The sequence below is a fragment of the Micromonospora sp. NPDC005707 genome (genome assembly GCF_040631005.1).
Classification (GTDB): domain Bacteria; phylum Actinomycetota; class Actinomycetes; order Mycobacteriales; family Micromonosporaceae; genus Micromonospora.
Genome location: NZ_JBEXYR010000008.1, coordinates 340,818 through 364,187 on the forward strand (window position 1 = coordinate 340,818; position 23,370 = coordinate 364,187).

Genomic DNA, 23,370 nt, shown 5'->3' on the forward strand with positions numbered 1-23,370 from the left:
CACCGGGGCGGACCCGCGGACCGCGTGGCGTCGCCGGAGACGTTACCGGCGGGCGGCCCGCTTGTCAGCGGCCGTTCGGCCCTCGTCGTACCACCGGTAGTCGGCCGCTGGACGGTACGTGCCGTTGAGCCACGTCGACGGGGACTGGGCGACCCGGGAGAGCTTCTCGGCGGTGGCCGGACTGATCCGGTTGCCACCGGCCACGAGCAGGCGGTCCAGCTCCCGGTGGGTGGCCATGAGGCAGTCCTTCGGCAGGCCGTAGACGCTGATGACCCCGGAGCCGACGAAGGTCAGCACGGGGCTCACCGGGATCGGCAGGCCGACGGCGTCGGAGAGGGCCTTGCTGGCCCGCTTGGCGTCGCGGCGCGCCTCGGCCACATAGGGCGGACGCTTGCCGTTGATCTGCACGACGTCGCCGGCGACGAGCACCCGGGCGCGGCCGTGGTCGGCGATGGTGACCGCGAAGAGCCCGCTCGGCCCGATGGCCAGGAACCCGGCCCGCTCGTCACGGGTGCGGTCGAGCAGGACGTCCGCGGCGTCGGTGCGGGGCCACTCGATGACGTGCCAGGCGGGGCCGAGGTGGTCGAGTTGACCGAGGGCCCGGGCCCCGGCCGCCTCCAACCGGCGGGCCCCCCGCTCGGCCCGCCGACGGCGGGCCCACTCCAGCGGAGTCGGTCGGGCCGGCTCGAGCACCGAGGTGGACTCGACCCGGGGGTGCGGCACCGAGACGGGCGGCAGTGCCCGGCTCGGTACGGCTCGGCGAGCGGGAAAGACAGTCATCGCGACCTCCGGCAAAAGGTCTCTCGAAGTTATGTCTCCACTACCCTACGTTGCGCCCCCCGGTGCTCGGCAAGTTGGAGCGCCGGAATGAGTGCGGATGAATGCCATATTCATTCACACTTCTTTTCTCGGATGGTGCGGAAGCCTGTCCTAGGCTGCGAAGGTGACCCACTACGTGGACAGCGAGGTCGGTCGGCTCGGCACGGTGCTGCTGCACCGCCCGGGGCCGGAACTCGCCCGCCTCACCCCACGCAACAACGACTCCTTGCTCTTCGACGCTATCCCATGGGTGGGACGGGCGCAGGAGGAGCATGACGCCTTCGCGGCCGCCCTGCGGTCCCGCGGGGTCGAGGTGCTCTACCTGGCCACCCTGCTCGCCGAGACCCTCGCCGTGCCGGACGCGCGGGCCGAGCTGACCGAGCTGGTGCTCCGCTCGCCCCGGCTGGGCGACACCCTGCGCCGTCGCGTCGCCGACCACCTGACGTACCTCGACCCGGCCGCGCTGGCCGACGTGTTCGTCGCCGGGCTGGCCCACGAGGAGCTGCGGATCGGCCCGGACCGCCCCGGCGGTCTGGTCTGGACACTGATGGACCGGCACGACTTCGTCATCGACCCGCTGCCCAACCTGCTCTTCACCCGCGACTCGTCGGTCTGGATCGGGGACCGGGTCGGGGTGACCAGCCTGGCCATGCCGGCCCGTCGGCGGGAGACCACGCTGACCGACGCGATCTACCGCCACCACCCGCGGTTCGTCGGCACCGAGTTCGTCTACCACCCCGAGCTGGAGCACCTGGAGGGCGGCGACGTGCTGCTGCTCGCACCGGGGGTGCTCGCCGTCGGGGTGGGCGAGCGGACCACGCCGGCCGGGGCGGAGCGGCTGGGCCGGCAGGTCTTCGCCGCCGGGCTCGCGCACACCATCCTGGTGGTGCCGATCGCCCAGGAGCGGGCCACCATGCACCTCGACACGGTCTGCACGATGGTCGACGTCGACGCCGTGCTCATGTATCCGAACATCGCCAGCGAGCTGTCCGCGTACACGGTCATCGCCGGCGCGGACGGCGAGGACCCGCGGGTCGACGGCCCGGCGCCGTTCCTGCGGGCCGCCGCCGACGCCATGGACCTCGACCAGCTCCGGGTGATCGACACCGGGCTGGACCCGGTCACCGCCGAGCGGGAGCAGTGGGACGACGGCAACAACACGCTCGCGCTCGCCCCCCGGCTCTGCGTGGGCTACGAGCGGAACGTGGAGACCAACGCCCAGCTCGAACGGGCCGGCATCGAGGTGATCGCCATCGCCGGGTCCGAGCTGGGCTCCGGGCGGGGCGGGCCCCGCTGCATGTCCTGCCCGCTGGTCCGCGAGCCGCTGGGCCTCAGCGCAGGGTGAGCTGGCGGCCGAGCAGGCCCTGGCGGGCCCGGCGCGCGGCCGCGTCCAGCGGCTCCCGCTCCTCCAGCGCCTCGGCGTACCGCTTGGCGAAGCCGGTCACCGGCTCCTCCCAGTCGGCGGCCGGGACGTCCTCGGGCAGGTCCCAGACCGGCACCAGGCGGCCGTGCGCCCGGAACATGCCGGCGAAGCGGGTGTCGTCGCCCAGGGTCAGCGTGCCGGCCACGCTCAGCCGGGACAGGGCGTCCAGCGCGGCGTCCTCGTCGTCCGGCAGCACCCAGCGCACGTGCGCCTTCTCGGGCACCTGACACCAGTACGCGGCCCGCGCCGCGGCCAGCTTGACCGTCGGGTAGATGGCCGCGTTGGCCCGCTCCAGGGACGCCTGCACGCCCGGGTCGTCGGCGGCGCCCGGGTCGAGCCAGAACTCGAAGCCGTCGTGCATGGTGATCTCCAGCGGTCCGTCCACCAGGATGTCCTGGAGGCGGGGGCCCGGCCCGGGCAGCGGCGGCACGCTCACCTGGCTGCCCGGCTCGGTCCGCAGCGCGCAGAGCAGCGCGTCGGCCAGGTCCCGCGAGACGTCACCGGACTGCTGGTGCCGCTGGAGGCCGATGAAGACCCGCCCGTCCGGCTTGGTCATCGCCGGGGCGGCCATCGGCAGCACGGTGGCCAGGATCACCGGCCGGTCGCCGTGCTCCTCGACCAGCTCGGGGGTCAGCCGCAGCGGCGCGGAGGCGGCCGGGACCAGTTCGCGCAGGGCGATCCACTCCGGCTCGTCGACCAGGCCCTCGAACGGTCGGGGCACGAAGACGTCGCGCACCTTCTCCCGCTTCGGGGTGGCTTCGGCGGCCCGCTGGCTCTTTCGACGCTTGCTCACGGCGACACAGCCTAGATGCCGGACCGGACGGCCGTGGGCAGGACCCGCCTCCCCGGTCGGCTCAACCGGCCACGACCAGGTCCGGACGCGTGCAACCGGTCGGGTCGAACTCGGCCCAGACGCTCTGGCCCAGCCCGTCCCGCTCGACGCCCCAGCGGCTGGCCAGCCCGGAGACGATGTGCAGGCCGCGCCCGTCGACGGCGTCCGGGGTGGCGACACGCATGAGCGGGCCGGAGGCGGAGCCGCCGTCGGTCACCCGGAGCTGGACGGTCTGCCCACCGGCCGCCGCTCGGAGCCGCCAGGCCACCCGGACCACTCCCCCGGGCAGCGGGTCGGCGTGCCGGACGGCGTTGCCGACCAGCTCGGCGAGGACGGCCACCAGGTCGGCCAGCAGGGGCGGGGGTACGACGTCGGCCAACTCGTCGGCGAGCCGGTGCCGGGCCAGGCGCGCGCCGGTGGCGTGGTGGGGCACCACCACGCACCATGATCGTTCGGCCGAACCCGTCCCCACCGTCGTTCCTTCCCCACCCCGGTGCGGGCCGGGTTCACCCCCGTGGCAGCCGCACCTCTGCGACGGTACCCCCACCGGCCCTCGGTCGTAGGGATACCCATCCATTCTGCTGTTCAACGATCTGCCGGACGAGATAGAGCCCCAGCCCGGCTCCCGGGTAGCGGCGCCGGTCACCGGACTCCCCCTGCCAGAACCGGTCGAACGCCCGTTCCACGTGCTCCGGCCGGATGCCGATGCCCCGGTCGGCGACCCGGAAGGAAACCGTGCGTTCGTTCGCCTCGGCGCAGACCTCGATGGGGGTGTCCGGCAGCGAGTACTTGCCGGCGTTGGTGCTCAGCTCGGTGAGCACGGTGGCCAGGCTGTGCCGGTCGCCGAGCGCCTTGGGCAGGTCGGCCGGCAGGTCGAGGACCACCCGGTGCCGGACGTCCGCCGGCAGGTCGGGTACCGCCGCCCGCAGGGCGTCGGCCAGGTCGAACGGGGCGGCCGGCTCGCCGCCGGGGCGGTTCTCGGTGGCGGCGGTGAGCAGCCGGTCGACCAGCCGGGCCAGCTCGTTGGCGCGCTGGCCGATGATCCGGGCGGCCTGCCGCCGGTCGTCGTCGCTGAGCGACTCCCAGTGGTCGGTGAGGGTGTCCGCGTATCCCTTGATCACCGTGACCGGGGTGCGCAGCTCGTGGCTGGTCACCGCGACGAAGAGGTCGCGGTCGTTGTCGCGCCGCTGCTGGTCGGTGATGTCGCGGAAGGTGACCACCCGCAGGGTGCCCGGCCCGGGCAGCTCGCCGGAGGTGATCCGCAGCCAGCGGCCGTCCGGCAGCCGGTGGTCGAGGACCTGCCCGGACGGGGGGAGCGGGAATGGCAGCGGCTGGCTCAGCGCCTCACCGGCGGGCCGCCCGGTCACCTGGGCGGCGGCCGGGTTCCAGAGCCGCACGTGGTGCTCGCGGTCCACCACCGCCAGGCCGTCGGCGAGCGCTGCCACCACCGGGCCGTCGCCGTGCACCGGCAGCCCGGTCTGGTCGCCGTACATGTGGGCGATGCAGGCGGCCACGTAGCCGACCACGGCCCGCTGGGAGGCGTCCAGCGGCTCGCCCTCCGGGTAGAGGGCGTGCAGGCTGCCCACGGTCAGGCCGCCGATCTCGGCGCGCGCCAGGATCATCCGGCGCAGCCCGCGCGCGGCGACCTCGTCGGCCAGCGCGCCGGGGATCGCGTCGACCCGGACCTCGCGTACCGGCGGGCCGGAGAGCAGGCAGACGGTGGCCGGGTCGGTGGCCGGCAGCGGGCGGCCGGTGACGAACTCGGCGCTGCCGGTCGCCGCGATCACCCGGCCGCCGGTGGGTGCGAACTCCACGAACACCAGGCCGGCCGCGCCGACGGCGGGCTCCACCTCGCGGAGCAGCCGGGTGAGCACGGCCAGGCCGGCCTCACCCGAGTTGATCATCTTGATCACGCTGGTGTGGCCGGCGATGAGGGCGGTGAAGTCGGTTCGCTCCGGCATGTCCCGAGTGTGCCCCGCCGCCCGGTGCGGGGACACCCCCGGCCGGGCGACCGCACCCCGGTCGGACCGGCCGCCCTCACCGGCCCAACCGGGCCAACGTCCGGGCGGGGCGGTCGGTGATCACCCCGTCGACCCCGGCGGCCAGCACCAGCTCCAGGTCCGCCGGCTCGTTCACCGTCCAGACGTAGACCTGGTTGCCGGCGGCGCGCAGCGCGGGGACGAGCTGCGGACGGGCCCGGACCAGGCCGATCCCCGGCCCGGCGATCCGGGTGCCGAACGGCAGCCGGCCCAGCCGCAGCCAGCGCGGCAGCACCTCCAGCAGCAGCACCGTGGGCAGCGCCGGGGCGAGGTCGCGGATCCGGCGTACGGCGAGCGGCGAGAAGGACATCACCGTGACCCGGACCGGGTCGTCCGGACCGGGCTCGGCCAGGCCGTACCGGCGCAGGACGGTGACCAGGCGGCGCTCGACGTCCCGCCCGTAGCGGGACGGGTGCTTCGTCTCGATCAGCAGCCGGACCGGCCGCCCGGCGGCCAGCACCGCGTCGAGCAGCCGCTCCAGCGTGAGCAGCCGGGTGTGCGACTCGTCGAGCCGTTCGTCCCCGTCGGCCGCCACACCGCCGGGGTGCCACGAGCCGAAGTCGAGCGCCTCCAGCTCGGCGAGCGTCCGCGCGCTGACCAGCCCGCGACCGTTGCTGGTCCGGTCCAGCCGGCGGTCGTGGACGCAGACCAGGTGCCCGTCCCGGGTGAGCCGGACGTCGCACTCCAGCCCGTCCGCGCCCTCGTCGAGGGCGCGCAGGTAGGCGGCGAGGGTGTGTTCCGGCAGGTCGTACGACGCGCCGCGGTGTGCGAAGACCAGGGGGACGGTCATGGCCGCGTCGCGCCTCAGGCGACCCGGCCCGGCTGCCCGTCGTCGGTGACCACCGGGCGGCCGGCGGCGGCCCAGTCGCCCATCCCGCCCTCGACGTTGCGCACCTGGTCCCAGCCGTTGCGCATCAGGTAGGCGACCACCTGCGCGGACCGCCCGCCGGAGCGGCAGATCACAGCCACCTCGCGGTCGTCGGGCACCTCGGCCATCCGGGCGGGCAGCTCGGTCATCGGCAGGTGGTGGGCGGCCGGCGCATGGCCGGCGGTCCACTCGTCGTCCTCCCGGACGTCGAGCAGGTAGAGGTCGTCGGGCACGGCCGACGCGGGCACGCTGGGAACCTGTGGTCCGAACACGGCTACCAAGCCTAGACGGCCCGTCCGGTCAGAGGTGGTTGACCCAGCGGGGATTGGCGGCGGCCCACTCCGGCATGCGGGTGCCGCGCAGCGCGTCGAAGAGCCCGCCGCCGCCGTTGTCCAGCACCACGTAGGAGACCTGGTCGATGGTCTGCGGGTAGGAGGGCACCTGGACGCCGTGCAGGGCGTCTGCGGGCAGCCCGCGGAGCGCGAGGAGCAGGTCCTCCAGGGGTACGCCGTTGCTGTCCAGGGTCAGCGCCCCGCCGGCCGCCCGGAGCACCCGGTCCAGCTTCACCGGGTCGCTGCGCAGGTGGGTCTGGCCGGCCCGGTCGAGCACCGCCCGGAGCATCTGTTGCTGGTGTCGCTGCCGGTCGAAGTCGCCGCCGGGGAGGTCGTAGCGCTGCCGTACGTAGTCCAGCGTCCGGGCGCCGTCCATCTGCTGACAGCCGGTGTCGAACTGGGTCTTCGTGTGGATCGACCGGACCGGGGTGTCGACGCACATCCGGATACCGCCGAGCAGGTCGATGACCTGTTTGAAGCCGGAGAAGTCGATCAGCGCGGCGCCGTCGAAGCGGACCCCGGTGAGCCGGGCCAGGGTGGCGCTGAGCAGCCGGGCCCCGGCCTCGCCACCGCCGCCGTGCTCGTACGCCGCGTTGACCTTGTCCTGGCCGCCGCCGTAGCCGGACGCCGCCGGGATGGCGACCAGCAGGTCCCGCGGGACGGAGATCAGGTACGCCTGCCGGAGCCCGGCCGGCACGTGCACGATCAGGATGCTGTCCGAGCGCTGGTCCTCGGGGTTCGCGCCGGGCCGGTGATCGGAGCCGATCAGCAGGTAGTTGAGCGGGCCGGAGAGGTTGGTACGCGACTTCCGGGCCGACGCGTCGAGCAGCTGTTCCTTGGTGACCGTGCGGTCGTACCGGTTGGTGAGCCAGTGCAGCCCGGCCACGCCGAGGGTGGCGAGCAGGAGCAGCGCGAGACCGGCGCCGAGCAGGAACCGGGACCAGCGGGCGGATCGACCCCGCCCGCGTGCGTTCCGTGCTGGCCTGGACGTGACATACCCCCCGTAGCCGCGACATGAGACCCGCTCACGTCAGGCTACGGGGGGAAGCCCCGGGCGGTGCCGCTTTCGCCGCGGCTACCGGCCGGTCACCAGGTCATTTGCGGGTGGACAGGACGGACGGGTTCGACACCACGAAGTCCGCGAGCTTGTCCTTCTTGACCGCCTGGAACATCTCCATGGTCGTTTCGTTGAACTTCTCCCGGCCGTTGCCGGCGCTGCTGTAGGTGCCGCCGTTGGTCCGGAGGGTGACCAGGTCGTTCCCGCTGACGCCCTTGAGCGTGTAGATGAAGGTCGCCATCGGCACGCCGCCGGTGTCCAGGATGAAGGCCTTGCCGGCCGCCTTGATCAGCGCGTTCAGCTTGATCGGGTTGGTCAGCATGCCCTTGTCGGTGGCCTTCTTGGCCATCGCCTTGATCAGCTGCTGCTGGTTCTGCTGCCGGTCGTAGTCGCTGTTCGGCAGGCCGTAGCGCTGGCGGGCGTAGTCGAGGGCCTCCCAGCCCTCCATCTCCTTGCAGCCCTTCTTGTGCACCACCGGAGTCATCGCCTTGCCGGTCTTCTTCGCGTCCGCGTTCCACATCGGCTTGCCGTCGACCATCATCATGTGGTGCGACTTGACCTCGTGGCTCACGCAGATGCGCACGCTGCCGAGGGCGTCGATCACGTTCTTGAAGCCGCCGAAGTTGATGATCGCGGCGCCGTCGAAGCTGATGCCGGTCATCGACTTGATGGTCTTGGCCATCAGCTGGGCGCCGCCCTCCCAGCCGCCGCCGTTGCGGGCGCCGATCTGGAAAGCCGCGTTGATCTTGTCGGTGCCGCCCCGGTAGCCGCTCTTCTCGAAGGCCGGGATCTGTGCCTCGGTGTCCCGGGGGATGGAGATCAGATAGGCCTGGTCGTGGGTGGCCGGGATGTGCAGGATGATGATCGTGTCCGAGCGGACGTCGTCGGCGGCCCAGCGCTGGCGGGCGTCCACGCCGAGCAGCAGCATGTCGATCGGGCCTTCGAGGCTGTTGCCGCCCTCGGCGTCGGTCTTGCCCGCCTCACCGAGCAGGTTGCCCTGGTCGATGCTGCTGGTCGCCTGACCGATCACCGCCTTGCTGCCGACGATCGCGACACCGCTGGTCATCATCAGCACGGCACCGAAGATCACGGTGAGCTTGGCCCAGAACGGGTCCTTGCGCTTGGTGCGCTTCTTCCCGCCGCCGGGCCCGCGGCCGCCGTGGCCGGGCTGCGTGGGGATGATCGGGGGAACCCGCCCGGGCGAACCGGGCTCCAGTGACTGAGGGCGACGGCTGGTCTGGACCGGCATGCGTGCTCCAGCTCGGTGATCGGGGGCGGGACCACTGTACGTATCTGTTCCCGTTCTCGCGACCTCGTGCGAGGGCTATTCCCGTCAATCTCGGCCAATGGCTCAGGGTTGTGACCGAACGGCCAATTGAAAAGATCCGGTCGGCGGTTGGCTCACCGTTGAAAGAGCCTTGACCGCCGACCGGATGTGTTGCCTCGCGGGGGCGGCGTCAGCCGCCGCTCCCGTCGGTGTCGGTCTTCTGGTTGGCCTTCACCCAGTCGGCCATCGTGTCCGCCGCGATGGCCTTGTACATCGCCAGCGCCTTCTCCCGGTCGGAGACCACCACCGACTGGCCGTCGACGGTCTGGCCCCCCAGGTTCGGGCTGGTGAGGAAGGTCAGGTTCTCCCCGCGCAGGTTGCGGAACTGCAGCGCCATGTCGGTCAACGAGAATCCCTGGTCGACCGTGACGGCGGCGGTGACCGCCTTGAGGAAATCGTTGAGCTTCTTGGGGTTGGTCAATGTCCCCGTGCTGGCCGCCTTGTCCATGAGCGCCTTGAGGAACTCCTGCTGGTGGCGCATCCGGGCGAAGTCGCCGTCGGGGAACTGCTTGCGCTGCCGGACCCAGTCCAGGGCCTCGGCGCCGTTCATGTGGTTCACGCCCTTGGTGAACGTCCGGTACGGCTTGTGGATCGAGTTGATGGTCCGCTCCACCTTGAGGTCCACCCCACCGAGGGCGTCGGTGACCTCCTTGAAGCCGCCGAAGTCGATCGCCATGACGTGGTCGATGCGGACGTCGCTGAAGCACTCCACGGTCTTCACCGCGAGCGGCAGGCCGCCGAACGCGAAGGCAGCGTTGATCTTGTTGCGCGAGCCCGAGTCGCAGGACGCGCCGGCGCTCTCCGGGATCGGCACGTAGAGGTCACGCGGGATCGAGACCAGGTAGGCCTGCTTGTGGTCGGCCGGGATGTGCATGACGATCAGCGTGTCCGCCCGCCACTTGCCGGCGGCGTCCACCTCGGCGTCCGGGTCCCGCGAGTCGCTGCCGACCAGCAGGATGTTCAACGCGCCGTCGACCTGCTTGGCCGGCCGGCCCCCGGTGATCTGCGAGAAGGGGTCCGTCCGGGCCAGATCGCCGTTGAGGTTGCGGGCGTAGAGCCAGGCGCCCGCGCCGCCGAGCAGCGCCAGCACCAGCACCGCGACGCCGGCCACCAGGCCGATGCGCCCCCACCTCGGCCGCGGGCCGCGCCGGCCGGGACCGCCGGCGCCGCCGCCGGGCCCGCCCGGCCCGGCCGGCCCGGCCGGTCCGCCCGGACCCCCGGGGCCGCCGGAGCGCGGCTCGTCGTCGTGCGAGGGGTACCAGCGGGCGTCGGTCGCGCGGGCACGCCCGGTGGTGCCCTGGCCGGAGCCGGGAACCTGGGCGCGGCCCGCGCTCCGACTCAGACGTGCGGGAAGCGGGACGCCGGCAGACGAGGTCGCTGACATGTAACCGAGGGTAGGTCGGCGGAGCCACCCGCGCCCTGAGGCGCAGCCGGGTGTCAGCCTCCTCCCAGCGGGACTCAGTACCCTAGCCGGCCGCGGAAGTACTCGATCGTGCGTCGGAGGCCGTCTTCGGGCGTCACGGTGGGCTCGTATCCCAGCAGCTCACGGGCGAGCGTCAGATCGGGGCGCCGCTTCTCCGGATCGTCGGCGGCGCGGGTGATGTAGCTCACCTCGGAGCTGCTTCCGGTCAGTGACACGATCGTCTCGGCCAGTTGCCGCATCGACATCTCGTGCTCGGTGCCGCAGTTGATCGGGCCGGTCTGGGTCGAGTCGAGCAGCAGCAGGATGCCCCGCACCAGATCGTCGACGTAGCAGATCGACCGGGTCTGGTTGCCGGTGCCGTGCACGGTGATCGGCTCGCCGCGCAGCGCCTGGGAGATGAAGGTCGGGATGGCCCGGCCGTCGTCCGGCCGCATCCGCGGGCCGTACGTGTTGAAGATCCGGACGATCGCGGTGTCGGTGCCCCGGCTGCGGTGGTAGGCCATGGTGGCCGCCTCCGAGAAGCGCTTGGCCTCGTCGTAGACGCTCCGGATGCCGATCGGGTTGACGTTGCCCCAGTACGTCTCGCGCTGCGGGTGCTCCTTCGGGTCCCCGTACGCCTCGGAGGTGGAGGCCATCAGGAACCGGGCGCCGTCGGCGGTGGCCCGCTCCAGCAGGTGCAGGGTGGCCACCGAGCCGACCCGCAGGATCTCCACCGGCAGCTTCTCGAAGTCGGTGGGGCTGGCCGGGGAGGCCATGTGCAGGATCCCGTCGAACCGCTCGGCCATCGCCGGGTGGTCGGTCGGCAGGCCCTCGGAGATGTCCGCCTCGATCAGCGTGAAGGTCGGCTTCTCGAGGAGGTGGGCGATGTTGTCCTTGGAGCCGGTGACGAAGTTGTCCAGCACCACGACCGTGCACCCGCGCTCGACGAGCCGGTCGACCAGGTGGGACGGGACGAAGCCGGCGCCGCCGGTGACGAGGATGCGATGTCCGGAGCCGAAGCGGGGAGCGACCTTCATGCCGGCCAGCCTACTCAAGCCGGTGGGCCGGAGCCGTCGTCGGCTCCGGCCCACCGGGGGTGGGGGGGGTGTGATCAGTGCGCGCCGGCGCCGGTGACCGAGCGCACCTCCAGTTCGGCGTACTTCTCCTCGTCCTGCTCCTTCGACAGCAGCGTGCCGATCCAGCCGCAGAGGAAGCCGATCGGGATCGAGATGATGCCCGGGTTCGACAGCGGGAACCAGTGCCAGTCGTGGTCGGGGAACATGGCCGTCGGCGCCCCGGAGACCACCGGGGAGAAGAAGACCAGCACCACGGCGGCGAGCAGGCCGCCGTAGATCGCCCAGACCGCGCCCGAGGTGTTGAACCGCCTCCAGAACAGGCTGTAGAGGATCGCCGGCAGGTTGCCCGAGGCGGCGACCGCGAAGGCCAGCGCCACCAGGAACGCCACGTTCAGGCTCTGCGCGAAGATCGACAGCACGATGGAGACCGCGCCGATCACCAGGGCGGAGATCCGGGCGACGTTCACCTCCTGCCGCTCGGACGCCTGGCCGTCCTTCACCACGTTGGCGTAGAAGTCGTGCGCCAGGCTGGACGAGGAGGCCAGGGTGAGCCCGGCGACCACCGCCAGGATCGTGGCGAAGGCGACCGCCGCGATGATCGCCAGCAGTGTCGCCCCGCCCAGGTCCCCGCCGAAGAAGTCGATGCCGAGCGCCTCGGCGAGCTGCGGCGCGGCCGTGTTTCCGGCCTTGTCCTGCGCCGTGATCGCCTGACCGCCGACCAGCGCCGCCGCGCCGAAGCCGAGGGCGAGGGTGAGCAGGTAGAAGGTGCCGATGATGCCGATGGCCCAGAGCACGCTCTTCCGGGCCGCCTTCGCGGTCGGCACGGTGTAGAAGCGGATCAGGATGTGCGGCAGGCCGGCGGTGCCGAGCACCAGCGCGATACCCAGCGAGAGCAGGTCCATCTTGCTGTAGAAGGTCTTCAGCGCGTCGCCGGGTGTCTCCACGCCGTAGCGCAACCCGGGTTCGAGGAAGGCCGCACCCTTGCCCGACTGCTTGGCGGCGTCACCCAGCAGCGAGGACAGGTTGAACTTGTAGTGCGCCAGCACCAGCAGGGTCATGACGATCGCGCCGGTCATCAGCAGGAACGCCTTGACGATCTGGACGTACGTGGTGCCCTTCATCCCGCCGACCGTGACGTAGATGATCATCAGGGCGCCGACCAGGATGATCGTGGCCACCTTGGCGGTGTCCGCGTCCATGCCCAGGAAGGTGGTGCCCGGCTTGATGCCGAGCAGCAGGGCGACCAGCGCGCCCGCACCGACCATCTGGGCCAGCAGGTAGAAGATCGACACCGTGATGGTGGAGACCGCCGCCGCGGTCCGGACCGGACGCTGGCGCATCCGGAACGCCAGCACGTCCGCCATCGTGTACCGGCCGGAGTTGCGCAGCAGTTCGGCCACGAGCAGCAACGCCACCAGCCACGCGACCAGGAAGCCGATCGAGTAGAGGAAGCCGTCGTAGCCGTACAGGGCGATGAGGCCGGCGATGCCCAGGAAGGACGCGGCCGACATGTAGTCGCCGCCGATGGCCATGCCGTTCTGGAAGCCGGAGAAGGACCGGCCGCCGGCGTAGAAGTCGGTGGCGGTCTTGGTCTGCCGGCTGGCCCAGACCGTGATGGCCAGCGTGATCGCCACGAAGATCAGGAAGAGGGTGATCGTCAGGTTCCGGGCGGTGGTGCTGCCCGCCTCAGCCGCGAGGACCGCGTTCATGGGTCACCTCCCCCATCTCGGCGCGGATCCGGTCGGCGACCGGGTCGATCTTCCGGTCGGCGAACCGCGAGTAGAGCCAGGCGATGACGAACGTGGAGACGAACTGGAGCAGGCCGAAGACCAGGGCGACGTTGATGTTGCCGACCAGCTTCGTGCCCATGAAACCCCGCGCGTACGCGGAGAGGATGACGTAGAGCGCGTACCACAGGAAGAACGCGACGGTCATCGGGAAGACGAAGCCGCGCAGCGCGCGCCGCAACCCGGCGAACTCGTCCGACCGCTGGACGGCGAGGTACCGTTCCGCCGCCGACTCGGCGGGTGCGGACGCGGGTGTGTCCGTGGACATCTGTGGATCACCACCTTCGCAGGCGTGGGGAGTTTTCGCGCACGGTAGAGAGCGCGCTCCCCGCCGGGGAAGGCCGCGATCGGCCATGGTCGACGTCTGCGCCGAACGGCAGTCCGGCTGCGCCGAGTGACCCAGGTCACTCCGCTCAGCGGTCGGTGGTCAGTCGGTCAGCCCCCGGTAGCGACCGCGGTAGTGGAGCAGCGGCGCGGTCTCCTCGGCCAGGTCGACCGCCTCGATGGTGGCCTCGACCAGCAGGCCCCAGCCGTACTCCCGGGCGGTGTCGAGCCGGCACCCGGCCCACCCGCCGGCGTCCGCAGGCACCGGCCCGTAGGGGGTGTCGGTCCAGGAGTCGAGGGCGAAGAGGCCGCCCGGGGACGGGAAGAGCCCGGCGAACCGGTCGGCGAGCTGCCGGTGCCCGGGGCCGAGCGGAGCGACGGCGAACCGGCCCGCCTCCTCGACCGCCGCCCACAGCTCCGACTCCGGGTCGACCAGCCCGAGCAGCCGGTCCGGCTCCCCCTCGGCCACCAGGGTGGACGAGACGGTCAGCCCGGCCGGGCCGGGCGCTGTCCAGAGCGTCACCGGGGCGGCCAGCCGGCCGCGCAGCCGGCGGACCGGCGAGCGCTGCCCGGCCGGTACGGCGAACGGGTCGGTGTGATGGATCTCGGCGCCCGGCTCATGATTCACGTGAAACATTGTGCCGCCCCGGCCCCGCGCCCAGCCGAGGAAGCGCTGGTGCAGGTCCCGGGCTCGCGGAAGCTGCTCGCCGGCCTCCGCCATGAGGCGACCCAGATAGAGCAGCAGCGCGGTCCGATCGTGCCGGTACTCCGTCAGCAGCGCGAGCCGCGCCGGCTGGCACGGCCAGTGCGCCCCGCACACCCGGCACCGCCACACGGGCCGCATCGCCACGTGCGCCCGGCCCGGCCTCGTCCAGATCTTGGACGAATTCGGCCCCTCGGGGGGCCGTTTCCGTCCAAGATCTCGGCGGTCGTCTCCCATCACGCCTCCCGGGGAAGGGGTCGCCCCGGCCGGGGGATGGCCGGGGCGACCTGCCGCAGGACCAGCCGCCGGGTCGTCGCCTCCACCAGCCGGGCCGCGCCTCTCCACCCTGGACTCGGCGCGCCCGGCGCGGGAGGATGCCAGGGCTTACTACACAGCGCGATCACGTACTTACCGGGGACGTAAGGATGGACATCGAGATGTGGATCCGGGCGCTCAAGGCCGCCCGGGCCGGTGCGGACGTCTCCCAGGAGGGGCTGGCCACGCTGATCAGGTGGAGCCCCTCCACGGTGGCCGCCATCGAGACCGGGCGACGCCGGCCGACCATGGAGTTCGCCGTCGCCGCCGACGAGGCCTTCGGCACCGGCGGCCTCCTCACCAACTTGATCAAGAAGGACGAGGAAAGGAGCGGGCCGACCTCGTTCGAGCCGTGGCCGAGCTATGAGCAGAGGGCCAACCGGTTGTGCAACTTCGAACCGTGCTTGATCCCCGGCCTCCTGCAGACCGAGGAGTATGCGCGGGCGGTCTTCTCGGCGGGCGGCCTGTACAACAGCGATCGAGTCGAAGAACTCGTGAGCTTCCGGATGAACCGGCAGAGGTTGTTCCACCGGGATGATCCACCCGAGTGCGTCTTCGTCGTCGACGAGAGTGCGTTGCAGCGCCGAGTCGGCGGTCCGGCCGTGATGGACCGCCAGCTTGGCCACCTGGTGGAATCAGCTGAGCTGCCGCAGGTGCGGCTGCACGTCCTTCCGCTGGAGGTTGGCGCGCACCCCTCAATGGGAGGCGGTTTCGCTCTCGCGCAGCTACCCGGCGACGATCGTCTGCTCTGCCTGGACAACGCCGCTCGCGGCCAGATCGCGGACTATCCGGAGTGGATAGGCTGGGTGCAGCGGAAGTGGGAGCGTCTCCTGGCGGAGGCGCTCGGCGCGAGCGCCTCCATCGAAGTGATCAACAAGCTGAGGGTGACGTCATGACCAGTGCCCTGCCCCGCTGGCGGAAGTCGAACCGGTCCGACAATGACGGCAACTGTGTCGAGGTGGCGGGCAACCTGCCCGGGGTGGTGCTGGTGAGGGACAGCAAGGATCCGGCCGGGCCGACGCTCGCCTTCACCCCGGACGCCTGGCGTTCCCTGATCACGAGCCTCCGCCGGGCCGATCTAGGCTGAGCGGCCTACGCTGCCGGGCATGTCTCTCGTCCCACCGCAGCAGCTCGCCCAGGACCGGGTCGTCACCGCCGACGCCATTCTCGGCGGTCAGGTCGACCTGCGCGCCTACCCCCACCGGCACCTCGTGGTCACCGCCAAGCACTCCTGGGGGCGCAGCGGGTTCCGGCCGCTCATGGAGGCGGTCGAGCACCTGTCGAACTACGGCTGGGAGCTGGTCAACGTGACCAGCGTGGGCGACGGCCACCACCTCTACGCGGCGATGCGCCGCACGGCCTGACCCGCGAATCTTGGACAGTTGCCGTTCCGGTCGAACGGAAACTGTCCAAGATCCCTCGCCTACGCGGCGAGGGAGCGGAGGGCGGCGGCCAGCACCTCGGGGTCGGCGCAGCCGGCGGCGTACCCGGCGATGCGGCGGCGGATGTCCCGGCCGAGCAGCCAGACTCCGATCCGGTCGGCGACCGGGCGCAGGAACGCCGGGCGGCAGCGGAAGTTGTACCGCCAGGTGGCCACCGTGGTGCCCGGGTCGGGGCCGGGCGCGAACCGCCAGCCGCCGCCGAACCGCTCGAAGAACCACGGCCCGCGCACCATCTTCATGCCCACGTTGGTGGGCGGCGCCCAGGAGACGTACTCGCTGACCATGACCAGGCCGTGCCGGGACCGGGTGAAGGTGCGCACACCCTTGCCGGGCCGGGTCGCCCCGTCGACGAAGTGCTGCTCCCGGACGAAGGGGTCCCAGCGGTAGCGGACCGGCGCCACGGTCTGCGACACCGCGAAGGCCAGCTCCGGGGGCACCGGAACGGTGGTCACCGCCTCCACGACCGGCATCAGCGCCTCGGGGTGACCGCGGCCAGCAGTTCCGGCTGGCGCCGGTCCAGCGCGTCCCCGGCCAGGTACGCGCCGAGCAGCGCGGCGCCCAGCCCGTACGCCAGGCCGATCGGCAGCGCCAGCCAGAGCCAGACGTCGCCGAGCAGCGCGGCGGCCACCACCAGCGGCACGGCGGCCGTGGCCGAGGCCACCATGGACACCAGGGCGTACAGGCTCCGCGCCATCCCGGCGCCGGTGTTCATGGCGAACGGGTTGCTGGTCTCCGGCAGCGAGTAGCCGCCGAGCACCGAGACGGCTGCGTTGATCGCCAGCCCGCAGCCGTACGCGGCGAGCAGCCCGCCCGCCATCAAACCGAACCAGCCGGGCCGGCCGAGGACGACGGCCAGCACCACGGCGACCGCGGCGAGAATCGGCACCACGTAGAGCGAGAACGCGACCATCCGGGCCCGCAGCTCCACCCGCCCCGGCACGCCCGCCACCACGTTGGCCGCGTACGCGCTGCCGTCGAAACCGAACTGGTTGGCCAGGGTCACCGAGGCGAGCACACCCACGAACAGCATCGAGAGGCTCACCAGCACCGGGGACGAGTTGGCCGTGGCCTCGCCGAACGCCGCCCCGCCTTCGGTGGCCAGCCGGGACCCGCCCAGGTTGACCATCAACGGCACGAAGATGCCGACCACCGCCACGGTGATCAGGTTGGCCCGCCGCCGGGCGTCGCGCCACCAGTAGCGGCACTCCCGGGCGACCAGCGCGCCGAACCGGTCCCGCCGGGCCCAGCCCACGGCCCGGGGGAAGAGCTGCCCGACGGGCGCGCCCGCCACCGTGCCGCGCCGGTCCCGGGCCGGCCCGCCGCTCGCCGCGCCCACCATGGCCGACTCCAGCGACCGGGACCACCACAGCAGGAGCAGGCCGATCGTCGCCACGGTGATGAGCAGCTTCAGCCCGGCCGCCGCGGCGTTCCCCTCGGCCACCTCGACGCCGGCCGTCCAGGGCGCCCCGAACGGGGTCCAGCCGACCACCCGGGCCACCCCGGTCAGCCGGTCCCAGTCGGCCTGCTCGACCGCGCCGAGCACCAGCAGTTGCAGCGGGCCGAGCAGGGCGGCGAGCACCGCGAGCAGCACGGCGGCCAGGTCGCGTACCCGGCGGGAGCGGAGCATGGTCGCGAAGGCGCTGGTCACCGCGCGGGCGGCGGCCACGCAGAGCAGCAGGCCGAGAAGCACCCCGAGCACCCCGACCAGCGCGGCGAACCAGCCGCCCAGGACGCCGGCGGTGACCACCAGCCCGCCGACCATGAGCAGCGTCGCCACCACCGGGACGCTGACCAGGGCGGCCGCGAAGAGACCGGTGACCAGGGTGCGGCGGGAGAGCGGGAGCAGCGCGAACCGGGCCGGGTCCAGGGTCTCGTCCACACCGAAGAAGACCAGCGGCAGCAGCAGCCAGCCGAGGGTCAGCAGGCCGCCGCCGAAGGCGGCGGTCATCAGGGCGTACCGGGACTCGCCGGCCAGGCCGGGCGCGGCGAGCAGGAAGAAGCCCCCGACGGCGAACCAGAGCCCGAACAGCACACCCCCCACGAACATGGCGATCCGCCAGGCCTGACCGCGGAAGTTGTTGCGCAGCACCCGCAGCTTCAGCCGGACGAAGTGCCGGGGGGACACGGCCCGGGCCGGCCGCTCGGCGGCGGTCACCGGGACAGCCACGACAGCTCCTCGCCCGTCGCCGTCCGCCCGCCGACCACCTCGACGAAGACCTCCTCCAGCGACCGTTCGCCGCGGACCTCGGTGAGCGTGCCGACCCGCTTGATCCGGCCGTCGGCCAGGATCGCCACGTGCGAGCAGAGCCGCTCGACGACCTCCATGACGTGGCTGGAGAAGACGACCGTCCCGCCGCCCACCACGTAGCGGTGCAGGATGTCCCGGATCAGGGCCGCGGAGACCGGGTCGACCGCCTCGAACGGCTCGTCCAGCACCAGCAGCCGGGGGCCGTGCAGCAGCGCGCAGGCCAGGCCGATCTTCTTCTTCATGCCGGCCGAGTAGTCGACCACCAAGGTGCGGCCGGCGTCGGTGAGCGCCAGCACGTCGAGCAGTTCCGCCGCCCGCTGGTCGACCACCGCCGGGTCCATGCCGCGCAGCAACCCGTGGTACGCCAGCAGCTCGGCCCCGCTGAGCCGGTCGAAGAGGCGTACCCCGTCGGGCATCACACCGAGCAGCCCCTTGGCGCGTACCGGATCGGCCCACACGTCGTACCCGAGCACCCGGGCCTGGCCGGCGTCGGGCCGCAGCAGGCCGACGGCCATGGAGAGGGTGGTGGTCTTGCCGGCCCCGTTCGGGCCCAGCAGTCCGTAGAACGAGCCGGTCGGCACGTCGAGGTCGACGCCGGCGACCGCGACCTTGGTGTCGAACCGCTTGGCCAGGCCACGGAGGGACAGCGCCGGGTGCTGATCGGTCATGCCCACGACCGTAGCCCGCCCCGACCAGTAGCCGATCCGGCCAGAGGAGGATCTTCGGGTCCTCCTTCAGCCGTACCGCCGTCCCGCTAGAGGCGCAGCGTCTCCGGTGTGTGCAGGCGGAGCATCGTGACGCCGACGTCCCGGGGGAGCCGCCGCCGGGTGGCCATCGACACGGCCACCATCACGGTGAACGCCAGCGGCACCGTCCACGCGGCCGGCTGAGTGGTGAGCGTGGCCGGCCAGCCGGACAGCGGCGGGCCGAGCACGGTGAGCAGCACCGCGCCGATCGCGGCGCCGCCGCCGGCCAGCACCCCGGCCGCCGCGCCCAGGTCGGTCAGGCCGCGCCACCAGATGCCCAGCACCAGCAGCGGGCAGAAGCTCGACGCGGCCACCGCGAAGGCCAGCCCGACCACCTGGGAGACGTCCAGCCCGGAGACGTTCAGCGCGAGGACCGCCGGCACCCCTCCGGCGATCACCGTGGCGAGCCGGAAGCCGCGCACCGAGCCGCGGCCCAGGACGTCGGTGGAGATCACCCCGGCCACGCTGGTGAGCAGGCCGGACGAGGTGGATAGGAAGGCCGCGAACGCCCCCGCGGCGACCAGTGCGGCGAGCAGCCGGCCGGTGGTGCCGTCGCCCAGCGCCGCACCGGGCAGCAGCACCACCACGGCGTCGGTCTGGCCGGTGACCAGCAACTGCGGCGTGTAGATCCGGCCCAGCACGCCGTAGATCGTCGGCAGCAGGTAGAAGACGCCGACCAGGGCCAGCACCACCAGCGTGGTGCGCCGGGCGGCGGCCCCGTCGGGGTTGGTGTAGAAGCGCACCAGCACGTGCGGCAACCCCATGGTGCCGAGGAAGGTGGCCAGGATCAGCGAGTACGTCCCGAACAGCCCCCGGTCGTCGTCGCCGGCCGTGTCGGGCAGCAGCCAGTCGGTGGCGGCGGTGGCCGCGCCGGAGACCTCGGGCACCGGGTCACCGGCGGCGAAGTCGAGGCGGTCGCCGGGGCGTACCTCCCGGGTGTCGCCGTCGGGCATGGTGAGCGTCGCGCGGTGCTCGACCACGACGGTGGTCGCGGTCCGGAACGCCGGCCCGTCGGGCGGGGTCACCGCCGGGCGGGCGTCGGCCTGCCACTGCAACGCCAGGAAGATCGCGGGTACGGCGAGAGCGGTGAGCTTCAACCAGTACTGGAAGGCCTGCACGAAGGTGATCGCCCGCATCCCGCCCAGCGCCACGTTCGCGGTCACCACCACGGCCACCAGCAGCGCGCCCACCGGATAGGGCGAGCCGGCCACCGTGGCGAGGGTCAGCCCGGCGCCCTGGAGCTGCGGCACCAGGTAGAGCCAGCCGATGAAGATCACGAAGACGGTGGCCAGCTTCCGCAGCCGCCGCGAGCCGAGCCGCACCTCGCAGAAGTCGGGCAGCGTGAACGCCCCGGAGCGGCGCAGCGGGGCGGCCACGAAGAGCAGCAGCGCCAGGTAGCCGGCGGCGAAGCCGACCGGGTACCAGAGCACGTCGACGCCGTACTTGAGGATCAGCCCGGCCACGCCGAGGAAGCTCGCGGCCGACAGGTATTCCCCGCCGATCGCGGCGGCGTTCCAGGTGGGGCTGACCGCCCGGGAGGCGACCAGGAAGTCGGAGGTGGTCCGGGCCAGCCGCAGCCCGTAGAAGCCGATCCCGACGGTGACCAGGGTGACCGCCACGATCGCGGGGACCACGTAGCCGTTGCCCATCAGCGCTCCGGCCGCTGGACCAGGTCGGTGAAGTCCTGCTCGTTGCGTTCCGCAAGCCGCACGTACGCCCAGCCGACCCCGATGAGGAACGGGAAGGCGGCCACCCCGAGCAGCAGCCAGGGCAGGTTGACGCCGAGCAGGGTGACCCGGCCGACCGAGGGCGCGATGGCGAAGAGCCAGGGCAGCCCGCCCAGCCCGATCAGCACCAGCAGGCTCAGCCGCAGGGCCAGCGAGAGCTGGGCCCGCATGAGGCCCTGCACCAGCGTCTCGCCGACCCGGGTCTGCTGGGTCAGCTCGGAGCGGGTGCGCTCGGCCCGGCTGCGCGGCCGGGCGACCTCGGCCAGCACGACGCGGGTCCGCCGGGGTGGCTGCGGGGCGCGTGGGGCGGGGACCGGAGCCGCCTGCTCGGGCCGCCCCGGAACGTCCTGCTCCTCCGCTCCGGTCATCCCCGGCAGTCTCGCCTGATCAGCGGGAATGTCAAGGGTGCCGGGGACGGGCCTGTGGACAACGTGTGGACAACGCTTCACTCCTGTGGACAACCCGGTGGATGACGGCCGCCTCGTTGTGGACGACGGAGCGGGATGTCAGGGTGAGCCGGTAGAGAGGAGGTGTGACGGTGACCAATCCAGCTCGTCCGGGCGGCGGCGCCTGGACGGTCGACGACCTCCAGGATCTCCCGGAGGACGGCCAGGACTACGAGATCTTCGACGGGAGCCTGCTCGTGTCCCCTCACGCGGACGTCTTCCACGGCGCGATCGCCAACCGCCTCCGCCGCCTCCTCGACCGGCAGGCCCCTCCCGGGCTGCTCGTCGGGCAGGACATCGGGGTCAGCGCAAAGCGCTCCTCCTACTTCGTTCCGGACGTCTTCGTGGCCCGGGAGGACGCCCTCGACCGGGGCGGCCCCGCGTTGGCCCCGGCCGACGTGCTCCTCGTGGTCGAGGTGGTCTCGCCCGGCAACGCCGGCCGCGACCTGGTGCTCAAGCGGCACGAGTACGGGGTGGCGGGCATCCCCCACTACTGGCTGGTCGAGCCGCGCAAGCAGGCCCTGACCGTGCTGGATCAGGTCGGCGGGGCCTACCGCGAGGCCGCCGTGCTCACCGTCGCCGATGTTCTCCGGACCGATCAGCCGTTCCCGCTCGTGCTGCCCGTCGGCGACATTTTCTGATCGTTCCCCGGAACCTTCCGGCCGCCTGGTGAGTGGAACAGGTGGAGAGGGGAGGTGGCGGTGTCCGACGGCGAGCTGATCTCCGAGTTGTACGCCGGCTGTTTCCGCCGGCTGGTCGTCCAGCTGTACGCGGTGACCGGTGATCTGAGCGAGGCGCAGGAGGCGGTCCAGGAGGCGTTCACCCGTGCCCTGGCCGCGCCCCGGCGAATCGCCGGCCTGGACAACCCCGAGGCGTGGCTGCGCCGGGTGGCGGTGAACGTGGCCCGGAGCCGGCACCGGCGCCGGCGGCTGTTCGACACCCTGCTCCGGCGGCTCGGGCCAGCGCCCGTGGTGGCCGACCGGTCGCCCGAGCACCTGGCCCTGCTCAGCGCGCTGCGCGAGCTGCCCGAGGGTCAACGGCAGGCCCTGGCCCTGCACTACCTGGTCGACCTGCCGGTGGACGAGGTGGCGGCGACCCTCGGCGTCTCCCCGGGCACGGTCAAGTCCCGCCTCTCCCGCGGCCGGCAGGCCCTGGCGGCGCTGCTCGCCGACTCCGACACCGCCGAAACCAGCATCGGGAGGATCGATGTCCGATCGTGAGTTCACCGGCTTCCACGTCGATACCGTGGCCGAGGCCGTGCGCCAGCCGCCACTCGCCGACCTGCGGACAGCGGCGCGGTCCCGTCGGCGACAGCGGACCACCGGGTTCGCGGTCGCTGCGGTCGTCATGGCGGGTCTGGTGGTGACGCCGCTGTTCGGAGGGTCGAACGGGTCCGGCTGGGCCGGTCCGGACCAACCGCCTGCCGGTCCTGCGCGGGCCGGCGAGGTCGTCCTGACGAGCCGGGACTCCGGCGTGGCGGTCATCCGGATGGAGTGCGCGCTGCTCTTCTCGCACAGTGCGGACGAGGGGCGCAGCTGGTCGGACTGGGACGCGGCCCGTTACGAGGCCGAGAGCTGCCCGACCAACAGCGCGGGCAACCGGAACGCAGATCTGGAGTACGCCGTGCTCAGCAACGGCATCTACCTGGTGCGTGATGGCGAACGCGATCTGCTCAGCACCGACCACGGTCGCACCTGGCAGGACGCGGACGAGGCCACCGTGCCGGTCGCCGACTTCCCCAAGCGGGCGCGACCGGTCTTCTGCCAGCAGGGCTGCGCCGCGGTCCGGGAGCCACTGGCCGTGGACGATGCCACCTCGACGGTCTACCGGCTGACCGGGAAGTCGCCGTCTTCGTACCCGCCGTTCAGCATCTACCCGGCCGTCGACGGCTCGATCTGGGTGACGTACTGGCCCGGCGAGGCTGACCAGCCGATCGTCGCCCGCAGCGCCGACCGCGGTGCGAGCTGGGTGAGTTGGCGCCCGCAAGCCGGCGCCAATGTCGTGGCGGTGCTCGGGGTGGACGCCCGGGAGGGTTACCTGTTGATCCAAGCGACGCCACCGCCCGGCTCCACCGTGCCGACCGGCCCTGCCCGGCTGCTGCGGACCACCGACGGGGCGCGGACCTGGGCGGACACCGGCACCGACCTCCCGGCGACCCAGCAGATACCGTTCCTCACGATCGGTGCCGACGGTGCCGTGCTGGTTCCGTTCGCCTTCGCCGACACGCCGGATCTGTCGGCGAAGCTCCTGGTCAGTCGCGACGGCGGGCGCCACTTCACCGTGTCCCGCGACTATCGGGCGCAGGAGGGCACGGGCGCCGTCGCTCCGGGTCTGGCCTGGCTGTACGGCCGCGACGACCCCTCCGACGCCGGGCCGGATCACGTGATCGTCACCAGCGACGGCACGACCTGGAAGCGCTTCGCGCTGCCGCACTGAACTCGCGTCGGCGCGGCCCGG

The 23,370-nt window shown here is 72.4% G+C and carries 25 protein-coding genes; 7 read left to right on the forward strand and 18 right to left on the reverse strand.

The features are described from left to right. Positions 1-42 precede the first annotated feature (42 nt). Entirely contained in the window at positions 43-780 is a 738-nt protein-coding gene (locus ABZ452_RS19025) for a hypothetical protein (protein ID WP_357944319.1), read from the reverse strand. A gap of 163 nt (positions 781-943) precedes the next feature. Between ABZ452_RS19025 and ABZ452_RS19030 the strand changes: the two genes are divergently transcribed. Beyond that, the gene (locus tag ABZ452_RS19030) at positions 944-2,164 is read left to right on the forward strand and encodes an arginine deiminase (RefSeq protein WP_357944322.1); all 1,221 of its coding nucleotides are present in this window, start codon (positions 944-946) and stop codon (positions 2,162-2,164) included. On the opposite strand, the gene ABZ452_RS19035 is transcribed toward ABZ452_RS19030, so the two are convergent. From ABZ452_RS19035 to ABZ452_RS19090, 12 genes are all read right to left on the reverse strand, one after another. Further along, entirely contained in the window at positions 2,151-3,035 is an 885-nt protein-coding gene (locus ABZ452_RS19035; protein WP_357944325.1) for a DUF5926 family protein, read from the reverse strand. The genes ABZ452_RS19030 and ABZ452_RS19035 overlap by 14 nt on opposite strands. Before the next feature lie 61 nt (positions 3,036-3,096). Further along, entirely contained in the window at positions 3,097-3,513 is a 417-nt protein-coding gene (locus ABZ452_RS19040; protein ID WP_357944608.1) for an ATP-binding protein, read from the reverse strand. A 67-nt stretch (positions 3,514-3,580) separates the two neighbouring features. After that, the gene (locus ABZ452_RS19045) at positions 3,581-5,035 is read right to left on the reverse strand and encodes a PAS domain-containing sensor histidine kinase (protein WP_357944328.1); all 1,455 of its coding nucleotides are present in this window, start codon (positions 5,033-5,035) and stop codon (positions 3,581-3,583) included. Between the two features lie 76 nt (positions 5,036-5,111). Continuing rightward, on the reverse strand, positions 5,112-5,903 hold the full coding sequence (locus ABZ452_RS19050; RefSeq protein ID WP_357944331.1) for a glycerophosphodiester phosphodiesterase family protein: 792 nt from the start codon (positions 5,901-5,903) through the stop codon (positions 5,112-5,114). 14 nt (positions 5,904-5,917) lie between these two features. Beyond that, complete coding sequence (locus ABZ452_RS19055) at positions 5,918-6,253, reverse strand: rhodanese-like domain-containing protein (protein WP_357944334.1); 336 nt, start codon at positions 6,251-6,253, stop codon at positions 5,918-5,920. A gap of 28 nt (positions 6,254-6,281) precedes the next feature. Continuing rightward, entirely contained in the window at positions 6,282-7,199 is a 918-nt protein-coding gene (locus ABZ452_RS19060; protein WP_357944337.1) for an LCP family protein, read from the reverse strand. 208 nt (positions 7,200-7,407) lie between these two features. Beyond that, the gene (locus tag ABZ452_RS19065) at positions 7,408-8,619 is read right to left on the reverse strand and encodes an LCP family protein (protein WP_357944340.1); all 1,212 of its coding nucleotides are present in this window, start codon (positions 8,617-8,619) and stop codon (positions 7,408-7,410) included. Positions 8,620-8,827: 208 nt separating this feature from the next. Beyond that, complete coding sequence (locus ABZ452_RS19070; protein ID WP_357944343.1) at positions 8,828-10,081, reverse strand: LCP family protein; 1,254 nt, start codon at positions 10,079-10,081, stop codon at positions 8,828-8,830. A gap of 74 nt (positions 10,082-10,155) precedes the next feature. Then, on the reverse strand, positions 10,156-11,136 hold the full coding sequence (locus ABZ452_RS19075) for a UDP-glucuronic acid decarboxylase family protein (protein ID WP_357944345.1): 981 nt from the start codon (positions 11,134-11,136) through the stop codon (positions 10,156-10,158). 74 nt (positions 11,137-11,210) lie between these two features. Then, entirely contained in the window at positions 11,211-12,884 is a 1,674-nt protein-coding gene (locus tag ABZ452_RS19080; RefSeq protein WP_357944348.1) for a cation acetate symporter, read from the reverse strand. Then, positions 12,862-13,230, reverse strand: a complete 369-nt coding sequence (locus ABZ452_RS19085; protein ID WP_357944350.1) for a DUF485 domain-containing protein — start codon at positions 13,228-13,230, stop codon at positions 12,862-12,864. The genes ABZ452_RS19080 and ABZ452_RS19085 overlap by 23 nt, the downstream gene beginning before the upstream one ends. A gap of 159 nt (positions 13,231-13,389) precedes the next feature. Beyond that, entirely contained in the window at positions 13,390-14,130 is a 741-nt protein-coding gene (locus tag ABZ452_RS19090) for a flavin reductase family protein (RefSeq protein WP_357944611.1), read from the reverse strand. 284 nt (positions 14,131-14,414) lie between these two features. On the opposite strand from ABZ452_RS19090, the gene ABZ452_RS19095 reads away from it, so the two are divergent. From ABZ452_RS19095 to ABZ452_RS19105, 3 genes are read left to right on the forward strand one after another with little or no spacing between them, the layout of a single operon-like run. Beyond that, entirely contained in the window at positions 14,415-15,200 is a 786-nt protein-coding gene (locus ABZ452_RS19095; RefSeq protein ID WP_357944353.1) for a helix-turn-helix transcriptional regulator, read from the forward strand. Next, entirely contained in the window at positions 15,197-15,391 is a 195-nt protein-coding gene (locus tag ABZ452_RS19100) for a DUF397 domain-containing protein (RefSeq protein ID WP_357944355.1), read from the forward strand. The genes ABZ452_RS19095 and ABZ452_RS19100 overlap by 4 nt, the downstream gene beginning before the upstream one ends. A 19-nt stretch (positions 15,392-15,410) precedes the next feature. After that, entirely contained in the window at positions 15,411-15,668 is a 258-nt protein-coding gene (locus ABZ452_RS19105; protein WP_357944358.1) for a hypothetical protein, read from the forward strand. 59 nt (positions 15,669-15,727) lie between these two features. Here the strand turns inward: ABZ452_RS19105 and ABZ452_RS19110 are convergent, their stop codons facing one another. The 5 genes from ABZ452_RS19110 to ABZ452_RS19130 all read right to left on the reverse strand — a co-directional run bounded on the left by ABZ452_RS19110 (position 15,728) and on the right by ABZ452_RS19130 (position 20,835). Next, positions 15,728-16,216 carry an SRPBCC family protein gene (locus tag ABZ452_RS19110; RefSeq protein WP_357944361.1) on the reverse strand — a complete coding sequence of 163 codons (489 nt, stop codon included), beginning with the start codon at positions 16,214-16,216 and terminating at the stop codon, positions 15,728-15,730. Next, positions 16,216-17,913, reverse strand: a complete 1,698-nt coding sequence (locus ABZ452_RS19115) for an ABC transporter permease (RefSeq protein WP_357944364.1) — start codon at positions 17,911-17,913, stop codon at positions 16,216-16,218. Before ABZ452_RS19115 ends, ABZ452_RS19110 begins: the two co-directional genes overlap by 1 nt. After that, positions 17,898-18,662 carry an ABC transporter ATP-binding protein gene (locus tag ABZ452_RS19120; RefSeq protein WP_357944367.1) on the reverse strand — a complete coding sequence of 255 codons (765 nt, stop codon included), beginning with the start codon at positions 18,660-18,662 and terminating at the stop codon, positions 17,898-17,900. The genes ABZ452_RS19115 and ABZ452_RS19120 overlap by 16 nt, the downstream gene beginning before the upstream one ends. An 86-nt stretch (positions 18,663-18,748) precedes the next feature. Then, positions 18,749-20,389, reverse strand: a complete 1,641-nt coding sequence (locus ABZ452_RS19125; RefSeq protein WP_357944370.1) for a cation acetate symporter — start codon at positions 20,387-20,389, stop codon at positions 18,749-18,751. Then, positions 20,389-20,835, reverse strand: coding sequence for a hypothetical protein (locus tag ABZ452_RS19130; RefSeq protein WP_357944373.1), 447 nt, complete (start codon positions 20,833-20,835; stop codon positions 20,389-20,391). The genes ABZ452_RS19125 and ABZ452_RS19130 overlap by 1 nt, the downstream gene beginning before the upstream one ends. Positions 20,836-21,005: 170 nt before the next feature. Between ABZ452_RS19130 and ABZ452_RS19135 the strand changes: the two genes are divergently transcribed. The 3 genes from ABZ452_RS19135 to ABZ452_RS19145 are packed head-to-tail and all read left to right on the forward strand — an operon-like array spanning position 21,006 to position 23,349. Then, the gene (locus ABZ452_RS19135; protein WP_357944376.1) at positions 21,006-21,554 is read left to right on the forward strand and encodes a Uma2 family endonuclease; all 549 of its coding nucleotides are present in this window, start codon (positions 21,006-21,008) and stop codon (positions 21,552-21,554) included. 60 nt (positions 21,555-21,614) lie between these two features. Further along, on the forward strand, positions 21,615-22,133 hold the full coding sequence (locus ABZ452_RS19140; protein ID WP_357944379.1) for a sigma-70 family RNA polymerase sigma factor: 519 nt from the start codon (positions 21,615-21,617) through the stop codon (positions 22,131-22,133). Continuing rightward, positions 22,120-23,349, forward strand: a complete 1,230-nt coding sequence (locus tag ABZ452_RS19145; protein ID WP_357944382.1) for a hypothetical protein — start codon at positions 22,120-22,122, stop codon at positions 23,347-23,349. Before ABZ452_RS19140 ends, ABZ452_RS19145 begins: the two co-directional genes overlap by 14 nt. Positions 23,350-23,370: the final 21 nt, after the last annotated feature.